We start from the raw sequence: 16,201 nt of genomic DNA, 5'->3' as shown, positions 1-16,201 counted from the left end.
GTCAGGCAGTCAGCCAGACTCACTGTAGATATTTTTGCTTATTTTTATGATAAAAATAATCTTTCTCTCAAGAGCTGATGGCATAATTTTTAGCTTTTGCTAGATAAATTGGTTGCGCCTGAATCTTGACTGCTGTTATTCAATTCTGCTTGTAAAGATGCATACCCATTCTTTGACGGTTGATGAGCCTGCTCAGTCACCTGAGTTCAACAAGCTGCTGAATCAGTATCGTGTTAGCTTGCAAATCTTTGATCGCCCAAAGGCAAAATTTAAGCCCGAAGAAATTCTCAATCTTTTGACCTGTCGGGATCAAATCCAGGTCTTTATGACGGAGCGATCATTGTTGAGTTCTCAGCAGTTATTGCGGCTAGCGGATTTAGATTGCTACCTCAAAAAATATGAGGTCTTGATTGCCACTCACCTTGACTTAGAGGCTTGGCAGCAGTTGGTTAATCCGCCCCAAACTTCTTGGTGGTGGTTTCTCAGGGCCCCAGAACCGAGGCATTGGTGGAACGAATATGATTGGCTGTTTAATGCCGGAACCCTGGTTATTTTGACCATCTCGGCCAGTTTAATTACCGATACCGCTACCCGTCTCTTCTCGGGGGGGATCGACTTGGGTTCAACATTAATGATCTCCGGCCAAAGCCTATTGGCATTGCTCGCGGGTGGAGGTGCTTTAACTCAAGCTGGCCGACAAGCCTATGAGCGTATTCTCAGTCGGATACGGATCAATAAGCGCTATTGGCAGGAGGCAAGTTTTACCTTCGCCCTGATTCTAGTTATATGTTTAGCAGGTATCCATGCTGCATTGCCTGGATTTGCGGAAACGGCCAACCAGAATGGCGAAGCTCATTACCAGAATGGCAAGTTAGACAGTGCTCGTAAGGACTTTAATCGAGCAATTGCCCTGAAGCAAGATTTTCCTAAGGCCCATTTCAATCTGGCCTTGGTCCATGAAGATTTGCAGCAGCTTGAAAAAGCGAAAGCACAGTATCAGCTGGTGGTGACTCAGAAAGATCTTGTGAACTGTAATGCTGCTAATGCTGACCATTGTGATGATCTGATGATTTGGCTCCAGGCTCATAACAATCTAGCTGAGCTGGATATTGTCGATGAAGAGTATGGCAAAGCGGCTCCGCTATTGCAGGCAGGGTTACGGAAGCTAGAACAACAGGGCAATACAAAGACTCTTGAAGGCAAACAGTTGAAATACAACCTCCTCAAGAATTTAGGGTGGGCACGGCTAAATCAAGAGTTTTTCACGAAGGCTGAACACCATCTTCAGCAGGCAGCCCAGATTGAACCGAATGCCCCTGATCCGTTTTGTATGCTGGCTAAAGTCTCTGAAGCGAAGAATGAGAAACAGCAAGCACTACCCGATTGGAAGAAGTGTCTGACCAAAGCCCAGCAAAATCCGATTGTTCTGGAGACTCAACCAGAAGTGAATCAATGGGTGGCTGAAGCTCAAGAACGATTATCAGTGGCTAGAGATACAAAGCAGGAGAACGCCAAAGCCTAAAAAGCTGGCTGTCAACAAGTGGCCCCTACTCATATTGTCTAGAATCTTCGCGACTTCAGAGTGTGAAAAGACTGTGGGTAACCGTGCTGGCTTGAGAGCGCGTTCAATATTGTCAATGTAAGGTAAATCAATTGACAGAACGTGCTGATAGAGAAACAGTAAAGCGCTCAATGCCACATTTTGAGTTGAGGCTGCTATCTGTTTATCAATGGCTAGGTGAGAGAGAAAGATATGAATCTCGTCAATTCCCATTTCACGAGGGTGGCGTTTCTGATGGAACAGGATGAATGATCGAATGTAGTAGATGTATGACTTTTCAGTCTTGTGACTAAAATGCCTAAGTCTGGCTGATTGACGAACTTGATCTAGCAGGCGTGGAGGCTGTTTCTGGACACCAGGAGACATTACAGTTATGGGAAGCTTGATTCAATAGGGGTGAGAATAGGGGTTTTATCCGACAATATGTCGCAATACTATCCAAATCAGGGGTATTAGGCGACACTTGATATATAATTCCCGTTGGAAAGTTGTTATACGACACTTGGCATCTAATATTCTATATAGGAGAGTTATACGTCAGTCTGTCGTATAACCATAGTTAGGCTATATAAATGGGTGCGAGTTGATGCAATACACTGGATCTGTTGAGATTAAGTTTGGAGAGTGGCCCAGTCTCGTTCCTTTAAGGCTCAAAACTAGCATCGGTGAACCTCTTGCATCTCTTCGAGGTGCTAGTGCAAAACGATACTTTAGATTAGAACATGATTGGGAAATACATATAGGGATACTTAACGACAGATATCCTAAAGAGATAGGTGGTACTGTTGTTATCCCGAGATCTTATGAAAGCCAATCAGTTCCTCTCAGCGAAGCAGAAACTCATCTTGATGGCGCATCTGTCCCATTTCCTTGGCTTGTCAGCTTTCTTAGTTTTGGTGTCTTACGACCACTGGGAGTAATGTTAATTGCGTCCATTGTCCATGATTTCGCCTTTAAACATGGCGGTCTTGTATATCGTGATCACTCTGGGAAGCTTGAATTTTGTAAGATCCAAAGACACCTAGCAGATAAGTTGTTTTATGACATTATTAGAACTGTAAATAAAATGCCCTTTACTGCTCTACTGGCTTGGGCTGCTGTTAGACTCAGGGTTGTTTTACGTTCCTCCTAGAAAAAATAGGATGGTTCTACTGACCAACAGTAGAGAGACCGATGAGCCATCTAATCGATACTTTGAAGCAAGTCCCGGATTTCCGCAGTGCCCATGGCCGTATTCATCCGTTATGGCTGCTGTTGCTATTGATGGTGATGGGCATGCTTGCTGGATATCAAGGGTACCGTCCGTTAGAAACCTTTGTGAGCGATTATCGCCAGCCTTTAAGTGAGCTATTGGGGCTTGAGAGCCTCGAAGTTCCGTCTCACTGTACCTTTCGTCGAGTGATGAAGGGTCTTGACTTCCAAGCGTTGAGCCACCAATTTGAAGCATGGATGCTCTCGAAAGCCCAGACTCACTCTCCCGATAATTATGCAGCCTCCATTGATGGCAAACGGATTCGTCAGGGGCTGACAGATGCCAAGGGAAGCAGCGTTTTGTAGGGTTGGTGAGTTTATTTGCGGTGGAAGCAGGCATCACCCTCAAGCTCGAAGCCCTCACTCAGGAGGATAATAGCGAAATCAAAGTCGTCCAGGCTTTGTTGGAAACCCTTCAACTCGATGGCTTGCTGATTACCATGGATGCCTTACACGCCCAAAAAAACACTTGAGAAGATTGTGGCCTCGGGTAACGACTATCTTGTGGCGGTCAAATCCAATCAGGGAAGACTTTACGACCACCTCCAGACTTACTTTGAGTGTCTTAAACCCATGGCTGAGCACATCCACTCCGCCCAAAGTAGAGGACGAGATGAACATCGGTGTATACAGGTTTATGAGCCTGTCGGCATAGCCTTACAGGAATGGGAGGCAATTCGCTCTGTGCTTTGTGTCCAACGATGGGGCACAAAGCAAAGGAAAGGAGTATCACAATACGGCCTATTACATCAGTTCAGCTGCCACCTCACCCCAGCATTGGCAATCTCTGGTCCGAGAACATTGGGGCATTGAAAATCGGTTGCATTGGCCGAAGGATGTTGTTTTGGCGAAGATGATTATCGACTCGAAGATGAACAAGCACTGCTCAATTGGTCAGTGCTTAGAACTATTGGGATTAATATCCTGCGGCTAAACGACTATCAATCCCTCAAAACCGCGATGACTAAGCTTGCTAATCGGGTCGATATTATTTTTTCGCTGCTAACTTAAAACAGCCCTGATATGGTTATATTCAGTATTTGATGGCTAGTCATTTGGCAATTTTCTTTCACCTAACCATTGGCTGCACTGGACGTTCGGCAAACGCTACTATTTTGTGCTTTTCTCAATTTGCTCACGCCAGTGAGCCTTACCGTTATGATGCTTCGCACCCAGAGTAGCTTATCTGAAGAAAAATATCAGGCTGCAAAGCAAGAAGCTGAACTGTTAGGTATTTCCCTAGCAGAGCTTTGGAAAAGCTCTTTGCGGAATGTTCCGCCAGTTGATGGTTCACAACCTTGGATGAACTATGCAGGGATGGTCGAATCAGAAGATACCCAAAGCAGTCAATCAATAGATGACGGTCTATGGTCGCAAAGACTGATGTCTACTTTGACATCTAAGACACAAATTGATTGTCCATTGAGGCAACGCAGAACAGAAGACAGCCGTTGCGGGTGGCAGGTTGATGAATGGTATCTGTTGCAGACACAATGCGATCGCCCTTCTGATACACCTGGTCATCCACCACAACATCCCCCGCAAGAACCAAGATTTCCTCTCCCGCAGCATGATGGTGTCGGGGAAATAGCCCAGCCTGATCAGACTTGACGAATATCGCAAATTCGCGGTGTAGCTCATTAGTTTCGTAGATGGCGTAGCTAAATTCGTCAGAATCAGGCACCGCTTGCCAATCCATCAACTTAGACCATTCAATTAACTCATTAATCGGTGTAGACATCAGGGCATATAACTCAGGTGCTTTGAGGGCTGTTGAGTCAATCCGTTGAAACAGCCGCTCCTTCAGCTTGGGAGATATAGGCATGGCGGGAACGCTATATGCGATCGCAGAAACCGCATCTTCAAACCCAGCGATTTCTGCATCCAGTTCCTCCGCTGACAAGGTTTCAACTGGCTGATCCGCATCATCCAAAGCCCCCAGCGCCGATAAGGCCGCCCAGTTGGAAAGCTCTTCAGATTTGGGTTGTGGGGCTGAGTGATTCATAGCTACATCTTAGCCTGTGGGTTGTGGGGATGTTTAATCGAAAGACTGAAGCAGGTTCATCTCTGACCCTGGTTATGCTGAGATGAGTTGATGAAAAAGCCTATACCAGTATTACGTCCTCAAAATGACTTTGGATCTGTCTATGGGTAGATTTCTCGCATTTATTTACTCCTTAAGGATGATCGAGAATGCCTCGCAACTTACTGAGGCCCAGCCGAATTCGAGTTTTAACAGTGCCGAGAGATAGGCCGGTTTGCTTGGCAATTTCTGATTGGGATAACCCTTGAAAATAGGCTAACTCAATCACCTGCTGTTGCTCCGGTGGAATTTGGGCCATAGCAACTTGGACGAGATCACGCCGTTCTTGAATCAGGGCATGTTCTTCGGGCAAGGCCATTTTGGTATCGGACTCGATAGGTGCATTCACCGTGGAAGCTTCGACGACTTTGGCTTGGCGCTGACGTTTACGAAGGCGGTCTAAGGTGCGGCTGCGGGCCTGCATAAATAGCCAAGAATCGACTCGACTGCGACTGCGATCATATTTAGCGGCGGTGCGCCAGACTTGATCAAACACATCCAAGACCACTTCTTCGGCTTCTTCGGCGGACCCCAGCATTTTGTATGCGATCGCATAAATGATGCCTGCATATCGGTCATACAACGTCGATAGTGCGGCTTGATTCTGTTCAGCCACTTGGTGGATTAAAACCAAGTCCTCACTGGTGTTTTGGACGGTCATTCCCGATTTAAACTCACGTGATTCCAACAAATTTTTCGAGAAACAGATCCAATCACCAACCCCTAGCGTATACCCCTACAGATTGCTGAATGAAAGGAAGTTAATGGCGAAGTCTGCCCGAGGGCGGACAAGCTTCTGCTGCCCATTATCAGTTAATTTGCAGCCTTTTCCGGTTGCTGTCAACGCATTGATGTACTCGCAGGAGATAGACATGCTATCGAACCCTCGTCAAAATCAGGCTACCCGCCGATTCTCTGCTAAATCTTTGTTGAAATTGAGCGGCGTGGTTTTAGGACTTGGCCTCTCGTTGGGCAGCATTGCCCCCGCTACCTTGGCTTCGGATCATGATGATGGTGAAACCAATACCAAGAGCCGTAATCTCAACCTGACGGACTTATATGTGTTCCGGGAAGGCGATCAAAATCCCAACGCCTCCACCGATGACTTGGTGTTGATTATGAATACCAATCCTCGGTCGGTGGCACGGCAGCAATACTATTTCAATAACAAGGCCCGCTACGAATTTCATATTGCTCGCACCCCCGATAACGATGCCACCTCCACGGGTAAGCCGGATGTGACGTTGCGATTTGAATTTAGTAAACCCAAGCCCAATCAGACTCAGACCGTCAAAATCACCACGATTCGCGACGGCAGTAGTCATGTGGGCAAAGCGATCACCACTCCCCTCAATAGCGACCCCAAAACCACCCAAGTGCCCATGGGCGGCCAGACCCTCTCCGTTTTTGCCGGACTCCGAGAAGATCCCTTCTTCTTTGATGTGGAGCAGTTTTTCCGAGTCCGAGCCGGGGCATTAGGCAAAGGACCAGCCGTGGGATTCCGGGACCCTGACAAAGCCGTAGACTTTACAACGGGCTATAACGTTAATGCGATCGCAGTTCGTGTTCCCATCAAATTTCTCCAGAATGATTCTGGTGCTACGACCTTTGATGTTTGGCAAACCATTTCCGTCCGAGGCAAAGGCGGTAAGTATCGACAAGTGGAACGTTTGGCCCGTCCGGCAGTCAATGAAGGGCTGATTGTTTCCAATGATTTCCTTAATGCCCTTAACAGCGTCGGTCCTGACTTTGAAGCCGCTGCCCTAGCCGGGCAAAAGCCTGCGGCCAAAATTGCGGGTCCCATCGTTAATGAAGCTGCTCAAACCCTCAAAGCCATTGGCAACGATGACCAGCGTACCAATACCTTACTGCAAGCCTTCTTGCCTGACGTGATGCGAATTGATACCACGGATGCCAGCGGTTATGGCAATGCCCTGAATAGCAAAGGCAGCCCCATTCGCGGTCGCTTGCTCAAAGACGATGTGGTGGATATTACCCTGAGCGTTTTGACCAACGGAGCGATCACCACGGATAACGTCTCCTATGAGGGCACTCCTGGTAATCCCTCTCAGGGCCACAGTCCACTCCAAACCCAGTTTCCTTACCTGGCGCTCCCCAACTAAGTCTCCCTGTTCTAACTGTTCTAAAGCCGCTTGCTTTCATCCTTTGCGGATCTCCCTGCCCTGGCTTGCAGAGGATGAAAGCTTTACTGATTCACCATGAGGTTTTGCAATGATTTTGAATATCTGGAAATGGTCCCGCACTTCTTTGCTCTCAGGCATTACGCTCACCCTAGTGTTGGGGATTAGCGTTGACCTGGGGCAGCCAGCCCGAGCTCATTCCCATGGGGGGGAAACTCATTCTCATAAGGAGGAATCCCATTCCCATGCGGTCGAACATTCGGTAACAGATGCCCTGCAACACGAGATTGCCTTCTACCAAAATCGAATTCAGGCCAATCCCACAGATGGTTTAGACCGAGCCGCTCTCGCGACCCTTTATCTGCAACTGGCCTCCTCAACTGGCAACACTCACTGGTATCACGAGGCCGAAGAAACCGCCCGTCAGTCTTTGGTCAACTTACCCTTCAATAACCCCGAAGCTCAGCTGGCCCTGGCAAAAGTGGCTCAAGCGGAACATCAGTTTACGGAAGCCCTACAGTTCGCTGAGACAGTCTTGCAAGAGAATCCCACAAATCAGCAAGCCCTCTCAATTGTTGTGACCAGCAAGCTAGCTCAAGGGCAGCTTGATCAGGCCCGACCCGTGGCCGATCAACTGGTGGAGCAGGCTCCGACCTTGGTTAGCTATACTCTTCGGGCTTTGGTCCTTGTAGCCCAAGGCGAGGATCAAGCTGCCCTCCAAGATTTCCAGCAGGCCCTGGCCCTAGAACAACCCGATCAACTGTCTCAATCTGCCTGGGCGCGAACATTGCTAGGCCGCTATTATGCCCATCGGGGCCAACTACCATTAGCAAAACAGTACTATCAAGAAGCCCTACAGCTACAGCCCCATTCTTCTTTTGCCCAAGTCAAACTGGCGGAACTGGAAACCCGTCAGGGCAATTATGGCGCTGCCGCAACCCTCTATCAACAACTGCTCCAGTACCCTGAAACCTCTCATGGTCTGGATCATGTAGCTTTGCAGGGACTTGCCCAACTGAAAGTCCTCCAAGGAAAGTTGACGGAAGCCAAGCAGCTCTGGGCTAAAGCCGAACATGAGTTTCGCGATCACCAGGATCTGGATCATTTTGGTCATCGTCGGGATTTAGCAAAGTTACTGTTGGCGAGAGGTCACCAAGCAGATTTACCGGAAGCGTTGACCCTAATGCAGACAGAAGCCAGCCTTCGCCAGGATCCTGAGACCTTGAAGACTTTGGCTTGGGCGCTGTCGCGGTTGAACCGATATCGTGAGGCTCAGGGTGTGTTGCAAGATGCGATCGCACTCGGCATACAAGATGCCAGTTTGTTCTATCGAGCCAGTTTAGTAGAAGCTGCCCTAGGCAATAAGGCTCAAGCCAAGACCTATTCTCAAAAGGCGTTAGCGATAGATCCTAATTTCGACACCCGAGCAAGAGCCTTATTGGCGTTAGGTGGGCAGTTCTGAGGGGCTGAAAGAGTTATGAAACGGTAGACCATCATTGACATCATATTCTCGATACGAGAACATAGTGTTGTTGATCTAGTTTGATGTTGTCTCTGTGCATGTTATTAGTCGCAAGATTCTCCGAGACTTTTGTCAAAAGCATGCTGATTCTTGTGAAGCGCTATTTGCTTGGTATAGGGTAGCAACCAAGGCTCACTGGCAAAACCTTACTCAAATTCAAGTTGTTTACCCCCAAGCAGAAGCAGTCGGTAATTTCACCGTTTTCAATATCAAAGGCAATACCTATCGTTTAATTGTGGATATCAACTATGTTAAGCAGCGAATCTACATCAAATATATTTTGACCCACGCTGATTACGATAAAAACCTCTGGAAAAATGACCCTTACTTTTAATGCAGATATCTACAGTCAATTGTTGGCGGAGTATCGTCCCAAAGTGATCACGTCTGAACAGGAAAACGAGGCTGCGATCTCACTTGCACAAAAGTTAGAACATCTCCCAAATCAAACCTCAGAACAGGAAGCGCTTCTTGATCTACTGGTGATGCTGATTGAAAAGTATGAAGATACCGCTTATCCGATTCCTGTCAGTAGTCCCCGTGAAGTTTTGCTGCACTTGATGGAGGCCAAAGAATGTATTCAAGAGGATTTGGTAGGTGTTATTGGATCGCGAGGGGTTGTGTCTGAAGTGGTGAACGGTAAGCGAGGTATTAGTATCGCTCAAGCTAAATCTTTGGCTGATTACTTTGGCGTTGATGCAGGACTTTTTATCTAGGAAATCGGGAACATGTCACCTTTATGATTTAGTATTTATACTCATATCTAAAGACTTGTTAGCCTTGCTTTTAAACATCAATTTTTCAGTGCCAAAATTTATAAATCTGCTAAGGTGATATGCTCCCAACATACTAATTTCAGGGGTGTAGCGGAATGAGGTCAAAGTCTTACAAGGGCTGGCTCATCGGTATGCTTATCTTAGGCTTAATTGGTTTGCAAAAACGACATGTTTCCCAGCCTAAGTCTGTACATTGATAAATTTTTAAAAGGCTTTGGATGAGAATTATGTTGTTAATGTTGGATAGGTATTTATGCAGGGCTGTTTTAAGTTAGCAGCGAAAAAATAATATCGACCCGATTAGCAAGCTTAGTCATCGCGGTTTTGAGGGATTGATAGTCGTTTAGCCGCAGGATATTAATCCCAATAGTTCTAAGCACTGACCAATTGAGCAGTGCTTGTTCATCTTCGAGTCGATAATCATCTTCGCCAAAAACAACATCCTTCGGCCAATGCAACCGATTTTCAATGCCCCAATGTTCTCGGACCAGAGATTGCCAATGCTGGGGTGAGGTGGCAGCTGAACTGATGTAATAGGCGGTATTGTGATACTCCTTTCCTTTGCGAGTACCCCATCGTTGGACACAAAGTACAGAGCGAATTGCTGTCCATTCTTGTAGGGCTATGCCGACAGGCTCATAAACCTGTATACACCGATGTTCATCTCGTCCTCTACTTTGGGCGGAGTGGATGTGCTCAGCCATGGGTTTAAGACACTCAAAGTAAGTCTGGAGGTGGTCGTAAAGTCTTCCCTGGTTGGATTTGACCGCCACGAGATAGTCATTACCCGAGGCCACAATCTTCTCAAGTGTTTTTTGGGCGTGTAAGGCATCCATGGTAATCAGTAAGCCATCGAGTTGAAGGGTTTCCAACAGTGCCTGCACGACTTTGATTCGCTATTATCCTCCTGAGTGAGGGCTTCGAGCTTGAGGGTGATGCCTGCTTCCACCGCAAATAAACTCACCAAGCCCACAAAACGCTGCTTCCCCTTGGCATCTGTCAGCCCCTGACGAATCCGTTTGCCATCAATGGAGGCTGCATAATTATCGGGAGAGTGAGTCTGGGCTTTCGAGAGCATCCATGCTTCAAATTGGTGGCTCAACGCTTGGAAGTCAAGACCCTTCATCACTCGACGAAAGGTACAGTGAGACGGAACTTCGAGGCTCTCAAGTCCCAATAGCTCACTTAAAGGCTGGCGATAATCGCTCGTAAAGGTTTCTAAGGGGCGATATCCCTGGTATCCAGCAAGCATGCCCATCACCATCAATAGCAACAGCAGCCATAACGGATGAATACGGCCATGGGTACTGCGGAAATCCGGGACTTGCTTCAATGTATCAATTAGATGGCTCATCGGTCTCTCTACTGTTGGTCAGTAGAACCATCCTATTTTTTCTAGGAGGAACGTAAAACAACCCTGGGTATTTATGGCTAAAATACCTGAGTCTTTCTGGTGAATGAACTTGTTCAAGAGGATGTGGAAGTTGATTCTCAGTAATAGTGGGCATTGCAGTTGCTTAGAGATTTATTGTAAAAGAAGATTTGGGAATTGGCGTATCACTCCACAATGTGTCGAATTTCTATCTAAAAATAGGGTATTCAAGGATACTTGACTGGAAATTCCATTTAAAGGAATACTATATGATAATTGATAGTCAGTATTCTGTGAAAAAAGTTATAAGTCAGTTTGTTATATAACCATAGCTAGTATGTCTTCTACCCTCCACTCAAATACATGTATTACTAATAATCAAGGACTAGTGGTTTTTAAAGAGGTCAGTGATTTTTGAATGGTTCTTTGAACAGCACTAGTAGCATGATTGAATTCACTAATGTATTCTTGACAGAATATGATCATTAAGGATAATGACAAAAGATCAGTTGCTGAAAATTATTTGGGAAGCCGCTCAGAGGGGAGATACAGAACTCGATCTTGGGGGAGAACGTCTAGATAGTCTACCTGAAGAATTTGGTCAACTAACCAGCCTTAGTTCTTTAGACCTCCGAAGAACTCATTTGGAAAGTTTACCTAAATCTTTGGGTCAGTTGACCAAACTGACCTATCTCGATCTCAGCAATAACAATCTTGGAACTCTTCCGGCAGAACTTGATCAATTAACCTATCTAACTTACTTAGATCTTAGTGACAATAGCTTGACTGAATTAACAAAAAGATTTGGTCAATTAAGCAGTCTCAACCAGCTTTATCTATCGCAAAATGAACTAAAAAGTCTGCCAAAAAATTTTGGTCAGCTAAAAAAACTCACTTATCTTGATCTAACAAGCAATCACTTTGTCAGCTTACCTAAGACACTCGGTCAGCTGATCAACCTTACACACTTAAACCTCAATTCTAATAAGCTCACTAGACTACCCAAAGAGTTGGGGCAACTGGTTAATCTTAATTCGTTGAATGTTGCTGGAAATCAACTAGTTTGTCTGCCTGAAATTCTTGTTCAACTAACTAAGCTTAATTCACTGAACTGTGCTGGTAATGGGTTGACCAGCTTGCCAAAGGGCATTTCCCAACTTATCAACCTCACTGAATTAGGACTTGGTTCAACTTTTTCTGAACGCAATAGGTTTACTAGCCTACCTGAGGAATTTGGCCAACTGACCAATCTTACTAGGCTTGACCTCTCCGGTAATCAACTGACTAGCCTACCTGAGGAATTTGGCCAACTGACCAATCTTACTAGGCTTGACCTCTCCGGTAATCAACTGACTAGCCTACCTGAAGAATTTGGCCAACTGACCAATCTTACTTGGCTTGACCTCTCCGGTAATCGACTGACTAGCCTACCTGATTTCTTTGATGGATTGGTTAATCTTAATTCTCTTAATCTTCAAGATAATCCTCTTAACGTTGAACTGTCTGCTCTTGAAGCACAGGGTAAGAATGCTATTTTGCAATATCTTCGTGAACGAGCCAAAGAATCATTAGCACTATATGAAGCTAAACTCATTCTTGTTGGCGAAGGAGCGGTAGGAAAAAGTAGTCTACTTGGTGCATTACGTGGTGATGCATGGATTGAGAATCGAGATACAACCCATGGCATCGAAACTCGTGCTGTTTGTCTAGAACACCCTTCAGTGACAAACGTAGAAATCACCCTCAACGCCTGGGATTTTGGTGGACAACCCATATATCGCCCTACTCACCAGCTCTTCTTCAGTTCCCCTGCTATATATCTCATAGTTTGGAAGCCCCGTGAGGGACCAGAGCAAGGTTTTGTGGAATATTGGTCTCGGTTAATTAAACATCGTGCTTATGATATTAATCGACCAGATGAACGTCCCCGTATTTTAGTTGTTGCTACTCACGGTGGTCCAAAAGAACGCCAAGCATACATTGATGAAATAGCTCTAGGTGATCAGTTTAGTGAGGTACTTGTCAGCTTTCATCATGTGGATAGTAAGACGGGTGCTGGCATAGATGAATTAAAAGCTGAAATCGCACGAGTTGCTTCAACTCTTCCAGGTATGGGACGTAAAGTTGCCGCGAGTTATAAGCGCACTCGCGAAGCCTTATCTAATATTCGAGAACCATACCTTTCCTACAGCAATTTTGCCAGATTCTGTCTAGATCGTGGCTTGGATCAAAGCCAGACTAAACTTTTCGCTTCCATGTCACATGAGTTGGGACATTTTATACATTATGGTAATGATGAGAGTTTAAAAGATATCGTTATTCTCAAAGCTGACTGGTTGAGTAAGGCTATCAGCTTTGCCTTTGAAGATGAGCAGGTAAAAAAACAAAGTGGTCTTGTCACACACCGTCATCTTGGGCAGCTTTGGAATGATTTGGCTCGTCCGCAGACTGAACAGTACGATCCATCTATTCATCCAATCTTTCTACGATTAATGGAAAGATTTGATCTTACTTATCGTGTCATCGAATCTGGGACTCATGCAGAACCAACGAGTTTAATTGCCCAACTTGTTCCTGGAAATCGTCCTCAGCAGCTCTCGGAATATTGGAAAGTAGAGCCTAATTCTAATGAAATCCAACGTGCCCAAGTTTGCCGCATTGTTGATGCGAATACTGGATTACCCGGGATGGCTGAAGGCATTTTATATCAACTGATTGTCCGTTTGCATCGCTACTCTCTTGGTCGCAAAGATAATACTAGAAACTGCCACTGGCAGAGAGGTCTCATACTTGACGATACTTATAACGGTAGGGCCTTTCTCGAACTTATAGGTAACGATATACGTATTACTGTTCGTGCTACATATCCTCAATACTTCTTGCAGCATCTCAGTGAAGAAGTAAAATGGCTAGTCGAGAACTTTTGGAAAGGACTGCGCTGTCAGATTACTGTGCCGTGCCAGCAACCTTGTGGGAAAAATGAACCAGGCTTAGGTCTGTTTGAAATTAGTAAGTTGATTGAAAGTCGCAATCGTGGGCGTCCTGAATACCCCTGCCCAATTCCTGATTGTGACGAATGGCAGAACATTGATACTCTCTTGTCTCAAGCGCCTTCCTCTACTAGTCAAGATTTTTCAATCCTGCTTGATGAGAAACTTGCTTCTCAATCAGCTGAAATGAGGCGAGGTCAAGTACTTATATATCGCGCTGTTCAGAATAATTACCAAGAATTGCACACTGATCTGAAAATACTAATGAGCCAAGCAGATGAGCAATTCTCTAAGTTGATGGCTGAATTAGCAGATGATGCTAGAGATGCCCCTCGACTTTATAGCATTATCCCTAATAATGCAGAGCAGTGGGCTGAAATGGGCTGGGCGAAAATTAAAGTTAGAGTTACCCTCTGGTGCGCACATTCGCGCCTTCCTGTACCTCAGCTAGCTAACAACTCCAAATGTGGTTCATATCTTCTTGAGCAGCCTCGTGAATGGCTTTTGCGAGTCGCTCCTTATGCTAAATTTACTGCTAGAATCCTTTCATTAATCCTCCCCGTTGCACGTTCAGTTGCTCAGTGGTCTTTGGATGACCCATCTTACAAAGCTATCGAAGAAAATCTCGATCTTGGACAGAAATCATTTAATGCTTTGCTTCAAGCTAGTGGTGACGCTGGAAATATGCTAATGCAAGGTGAGAAAGGATTATCAAACCAAGGGGGTTTGTCGAATTTGTATGGTGAATCTAAACAGTTAGAAGGCATTCCTTTAAGGTTACTGCAGGAACGTATTAGACAAGAAGACCCCTATTTTGGGGGACTGAAGCGAGTTCAAGATAGACGACGACAGTTTCTCTGGGTCCACCCGAAGTACCACGAAATATATAATCCAGAGTTGCCCGAAATACCACAAGATCGGTAGAGCGACTCTTCCAAGATTTCTCAATGACGGAATGAAGCATGCAGAAATCGGTACTTCACTAAACTTGAGATGTTCATTATGGATGCTAGACTTGCAAGCTACCACTTCAATTTTGTCACTAATAAATGAGTGAATCACTTCAGAGATATGCGCACCCTACCATTGGATTTACAACACGATAAATTGACCAAATTCACGAAAGTGCTTATCAAACGAGATTGTTTCCGCAATACCCAGACGCTGCATAACGGCAAAACTGATGGCATCACATAGTGAATAAGTTTTATCCCGATGAGTACGGACAATCTCTGCACCAAGCGCTTCATCCTGCTCAGTAATCCTTTCTATATGACAAGCAGAAGTATCAAGACCATTGAGAAACGCAACAGCATGATCTCGGCCTTTTCTAGTTCGCGCAAGGATAAGAGCGTAGGTTTCAACCACTACTAAATTGGTAGTGATAAGATGCCAGCCTTCAGAATTTGCCTGTTGAAATAGGTCGGCAGCGCGTTGATGAAAAGCATCCTCGACCACTAATAAGGCAAAGAAAGCTCCACTGTCTAAAAATACTGGCTTCACTGAGCTGTATATGTCTCTCCTAGATGTTGATGCTTATTCATAGAGACATCTTGGTAATCGGAGTGGGCAGAACCTGCCAGGTTCAAGAGCGTATCGTAGGGACTCTTGACTGATGTTGTATCCTGATTCATCGCTCGCGATTGCAACTCCTCGAGAAGCTGTTGCTGTTCTGAGGGAGATAGTTCACTAGCCAGTTCTAGAATTTGCTCTACTGTCATGATGTTTCAGCACAAGTCATAGCACTATGATCGCATTGCTTTATCCGTTCAACAACTGATAACGTTTTCTGTGCCAGTTGGAGCAATATTAAAATCGGGCGTCAGGAAGTCGGTAATAGCTGACCATCTTCCATTTGCAAGATCCGATCAGCCATATCCAGAATCCGATTGTCGTGCGTTACTAACATTACTGTACAGCCTTCTTCTTGAGCCAATTTTCGCATGATTTCAACTGCATCTCGACCCGTTTTGCTATCGAGGGCAGCAGTAGGCTCATCGGCGAGGACGAGTTTAGGGTAGCTGACGAGGGCGCGAGCAATGGCGACTCTTTGCTTTTGTCCCCCCGATAGATTGGCCGGATAGTAATGGATATGTTCGCCTAAACCAACGGATTCCAGGATTGCGATCGCACGCCTAGTCCGTTCCTCCAACGTCAAGTGCGTATGCAGCTTCAGAGACATGCGCACATTCTCTTGGGCCGTTAGACAGTCCAGCAAATTATGAGACTGGAAAATAAAACCAATTTGCTGGCGGAGCTTGACCAGCTTTTTCTTGGGGGCACCTAGGAGTTCTTGGTTGAGGAATTTAAGGCTGCCTTCCTGTTGCGATCGCAACGCCCCGATCAGCGTCAATAACGTCGTTTTTCCACTTCCCGACGGCCCCATCAGAATCACAATTTCACCAGGATTGAGATCTAGGCTAATATCCTTCAGCACAGGCTTACGTAACTGCCCCTTGCCAAAAGCATGATTGAGATGACGGATCGAAACAACGGGTTCCATCG

14 protein-coding genes and 1 pseudogene are annotated in these 16,201 nt (G+C 45.7%); 8 read left to right on the top strand and 7 right to left on the bottom strand.

Annotation, left to right across the window (positions count from 1 at the left end; genetic code table 11):
• The first annotated feature begins 157 nt into the window (after positions 1–157).
• On the top strand, positions 158–1,522 hold the full coding sequence (locus ON05_RS14395; RefSeq protein ID WP_010472352.1) for a tetratricopeptide repeat protein: 1,365 nt from the start codon (positions 158–160) through the stop codon (positions 1,520–1,522).
• On the opposite strand, the gene ON05_RS38540 is transcribed toward ON05_RS14395, so the two are convergent.
• Positions 1,481–1,927 (bottom strand): phage integrase N-terminal SAM-like domain-containing protein, encoded by a 447-nt coding sequence (locus ON05_RS38540; protein ID WP_029315135.1) that lies wholly within the window; start codon positions 1,925–1,927, stop codon positions 1,481–1,483. The genes ON05_RS14395 and ON05_RS38540 overlap by 42 nt on opposite strands.
• A 220-nt stretch (positions 1,928–2,147) precedes the next feature.
• Between ON05_RS38540 and ON05_RS14385 the strand changes: the two genes are divergently transcribed.
• A complete protein-coding gene (locus ON05_RS14385) occupies positions 2,148–2,693 on the top strand; it encodes a DUF1353 domain-containing protein (protein WP_262561756.1) in 546 nt (181 codons plus the stop codon).
• A 41-nt stretch (positions 2,694–2,734) separates the two neighbouring features.
• Positions 2,735–3,823 (top strand): annotated as a pseudogene (locus ON05_RS14380) (ISAs1 family transposase).
• A gap of 388 nt (positions 3,824–4,211) precedes the next feature.
• Here the strand turns inward: ON05_RS14380 and ON05_RS14375 are convergent.
• Complete coding sequence (locus tag ON05_RS14375; RefSeq protein WP_010467555.1) at positions 4,212–4,817, bottom strand: cupin domain-containing protein; 606 nt, start codon at positions 4,815–4,817, stop codon at positions 4,212–4,214.
• A gap of 172 nt (positions 4,818–4,989) precedes the next feature.
• Complete coding sequence (locus tag ON05_RS14370; protein WP_010467557.1) at positions 4,990–5,556, bottom strand: sigma-70 family RNA polymerase sigma factor; 567 nt, start codon at positions 5,554–5,556, stop codon at positions 4,990–4,992.
• 211 nt (positions 5,557–5,767) lie between these two features.
• Between ON05_RS14370 and ON05_RS14365 the strand changes: the two genes are divergently transcribed.
• The 4 genes from ON05_RS14365 to ON05_RS14350 all read left to right on the top strand — a co-directional run bounded on the left by ON05_RS14365 (position 5,768) and on the right by ON05_RS14350 (position 9,274).
• The gene (locus tag ON05_RS14365) at positions 5,768–7,018 is read left to right on the top strand and encodes a DUF4331 domain-containing protein (RefSeq protein WP_010467558.1); all 1,251 of its coding nucleotides are present in this window, start codon (positions 5,768–5,770) and stop codon (positions 7,016–7,018) included.
• A gap of 109 nt (positions 7,019–7,127) precedes the next feature.
• The gene (locus ON05_RS14360) at positions 7,128–8,498 is read left to right on the top strand and encodes a lipopolysaccharide assembly protein LapB (RefSeq protein WP_010467560.1); all 1,371 of its coding nucleotides are present in this window, start codon (positions 7,128–7,130) and stop codon (positions 8,496–8,498) included.
• Positions 8,499–8,592: 94 nt separating this feature from the next.
• On the top strand, positions 8,593–8,892 hold the full coding sequence (locus ON05_RS14355; protein ID WP_010467562.1) for a type II toxin-antitoxin system HigB family toxin: 300 nt from the start codon (positions 8,593–8,595) through the stop codon (positions 8,890–8,892).
• Positions 8,876–9,274 carry a type II toxin-antitoxin system HigA family antitoxin gene (locus tag ON05_RS14350; RefSeq protein ID WP_010467564.1) on the top strand — a complete coding sequence of 133 codons (399 nt, stop codon included), beginning with the start codon at positions 8,876–8,878 and terminating at the stop codon, positions 9,272–9,274. The genes ON05_RS14355 and ON05_RS14350 overlap by 17 nt, the downstream gene beginning before the upstream one ends.
• A 326-nt stretch (positions 9,275–9,600) precedes the next feature.
• On the opposite strand, the gene ON05_RS14345 is transcribed toward ON05_RS14350, so the two are convergent.
• Positions 9,601–10,688, bottom strand: a protein-coding gene (locus ON05_RS14345) for an ISAs1 family transposase (RefSeq protein ID WP_262561752.1) whose coding sequence is annotated in 2 segments (ribosomal slippage) — positions 9,601–10,226 and positions 10,226–10,688 — 1,089 coding nt in all. Because the reading frame shifts where the segments join, the coding sequence is not laid out codon by codon here.
• Positions 10,689–11,200: 512 nt separating this feature from the next.
• On the opposite strand from ON05_RS14345, the gene ON05_RS14340 reads away from it, so the two are divergent.
• A complete protein-coding gene (locus tag ON05_RS14340; RefSeq protein WP_262561750.1) occupies positions 11,201–14,620 on the top strand; it encodes a COR domain-containing protein in 3,420 nt (1,139 codons plus the stop codon).
• Positions 14,621–14,788: 168 nt separating this feature from the next.
• Here the strand turns inward: ON05_RS14340 and ON05_RS14335 are convergent, their stop codons facing one another.
• The 3 genes from ON05_RS14335 to ON05_RS14325 all read right to left on the bottom strand — a co-directional run bounded on the left by ON05_RS14335 (position 14,789) and on the right by ON05_RS14325 (position 16,199).
• Positions 14,789–15,199, bottom strand: a complete 411-nt coding sequence (locus tag ON05_RS14335) for a type II toxin-antitoxin system VapC family toxin (RefSeq protein WP_010481713.1) — start codon at positions 15,197–15,199, stop codon at positions 14,789–14,791.
• A complete protein-coding gene (locus tag ON05_RS14330) occupies positions 15,196–15,417 on the bottom strand; it encodes a hypothetical protein (RefSeq protein WP_010481715.1) in 222 nt (73 codons plus the stop codon). Before ON05_RS14330 ends, ON05_RS14335 begins: the two co-directional genes overlap by 4 nt.
• 101 nt (positions 15,418–15,518) lie before the next feature.
• On the bottom strand, positions 15,519–16,199 hold the full coding sequence (locus ON05_RS14325; RefSeq protein ID WP_010481717.1) for a DevA family ABC transporter ATP-binding protein: 681 nt from the start codon (positions 16,197–16,199) through the stop codon (positions 15,519–15,521).
• Positions 16,200–16,201 lie beyond the last annotated feature (2 nt).

Origin of the sequence: Acaryochloris sp. CCMEE 5410 (assembly GCF_000238775.2) — a bacterium.
Taxonomy (GTDB): Bacteria; Cyanobacteriota; Cyanobacteriia; order Thermosynechococcales; family Thermosynechococcaceae; genus Acaryochloris.
This window is presented reverse-complemented; position numbering and strand designations above follow the sequence as displayed.

Coding starts and splice junctions, on each gene's coding strand:
- ON05_RS14360 (WP_010467560.1), top strand. CDS start 7,128: ATGATTTTGAATATCTGGAAATGGTCCCGCACTTCTTTGCTCTCAGGC.
- ON05_RS14375 (WP_010467555.1), bottom strand. CDS start 4,817: ATGAATCACTCAGCCCCACAACCCAAATCTGAAGAGCTTTCCAACTGG.
- ON05_RS14395 (WP_010472352.1), top strand. CDS start 158: ATGCATACCCATTCTTTGACGGTTGATGAGCCTGCTCAGTCACCTGAG.
- ON05_RS14365 (WP_010467558.1), top strand. CDS start 5,768: ATGCTATCGAACCCTCGTCAAAATCAGGCTACCCGCCGATTCTCTGCT.
- ON05_RS14370 (WP_010467557.1), bottom strand. CDS start 5,556: ATGACCGTCCAAAACACCAGTGAGGACTTGGTTTTAATCCACCAAGTG.
- ON05_RS38540 (WP_029315135.1), bottom strand. CDS start 1,927: ATGTCTCCTGGTGTCCAGAAACAGCCTCCACGCCTGCTAGATCAAGTT.
- ON05_RS14385 (WP_262561756.1), top strand. CDS start 2,148: ATGCAATACACTGGATCTGTTGAGATTAAGTTTGGAGAGTGGCCCAGT.
- ON05_RS14350 (WP_010467564.1), top strand. CDS start 8,876: ATGACCCTTACTTTTAATGCAGATATCTACAGTCAATTGTTGGCGGAG.
- ON05_RS14325 (WP_010481717.1), bottom strand. CDS start 16,199: ATGGAACCCGTTGTTTCGATCCGTCATCTCAATCATGCTTTTGGCAAG.
- ON05_RS14330 (WP_010481715.1), bottom strand. CDS start 15,417: ATGACAGTAGAGCAAATTCTAGAACTGGCTAGTGAACTATCTCCCTCA.
- ON05_RS14340 (WP_262561750.1), top strand. CDS start 11,201: ATGACAAAAGATCAGTTGCTGAAAATTATTTGGGAAGCCGCTCAGAGG.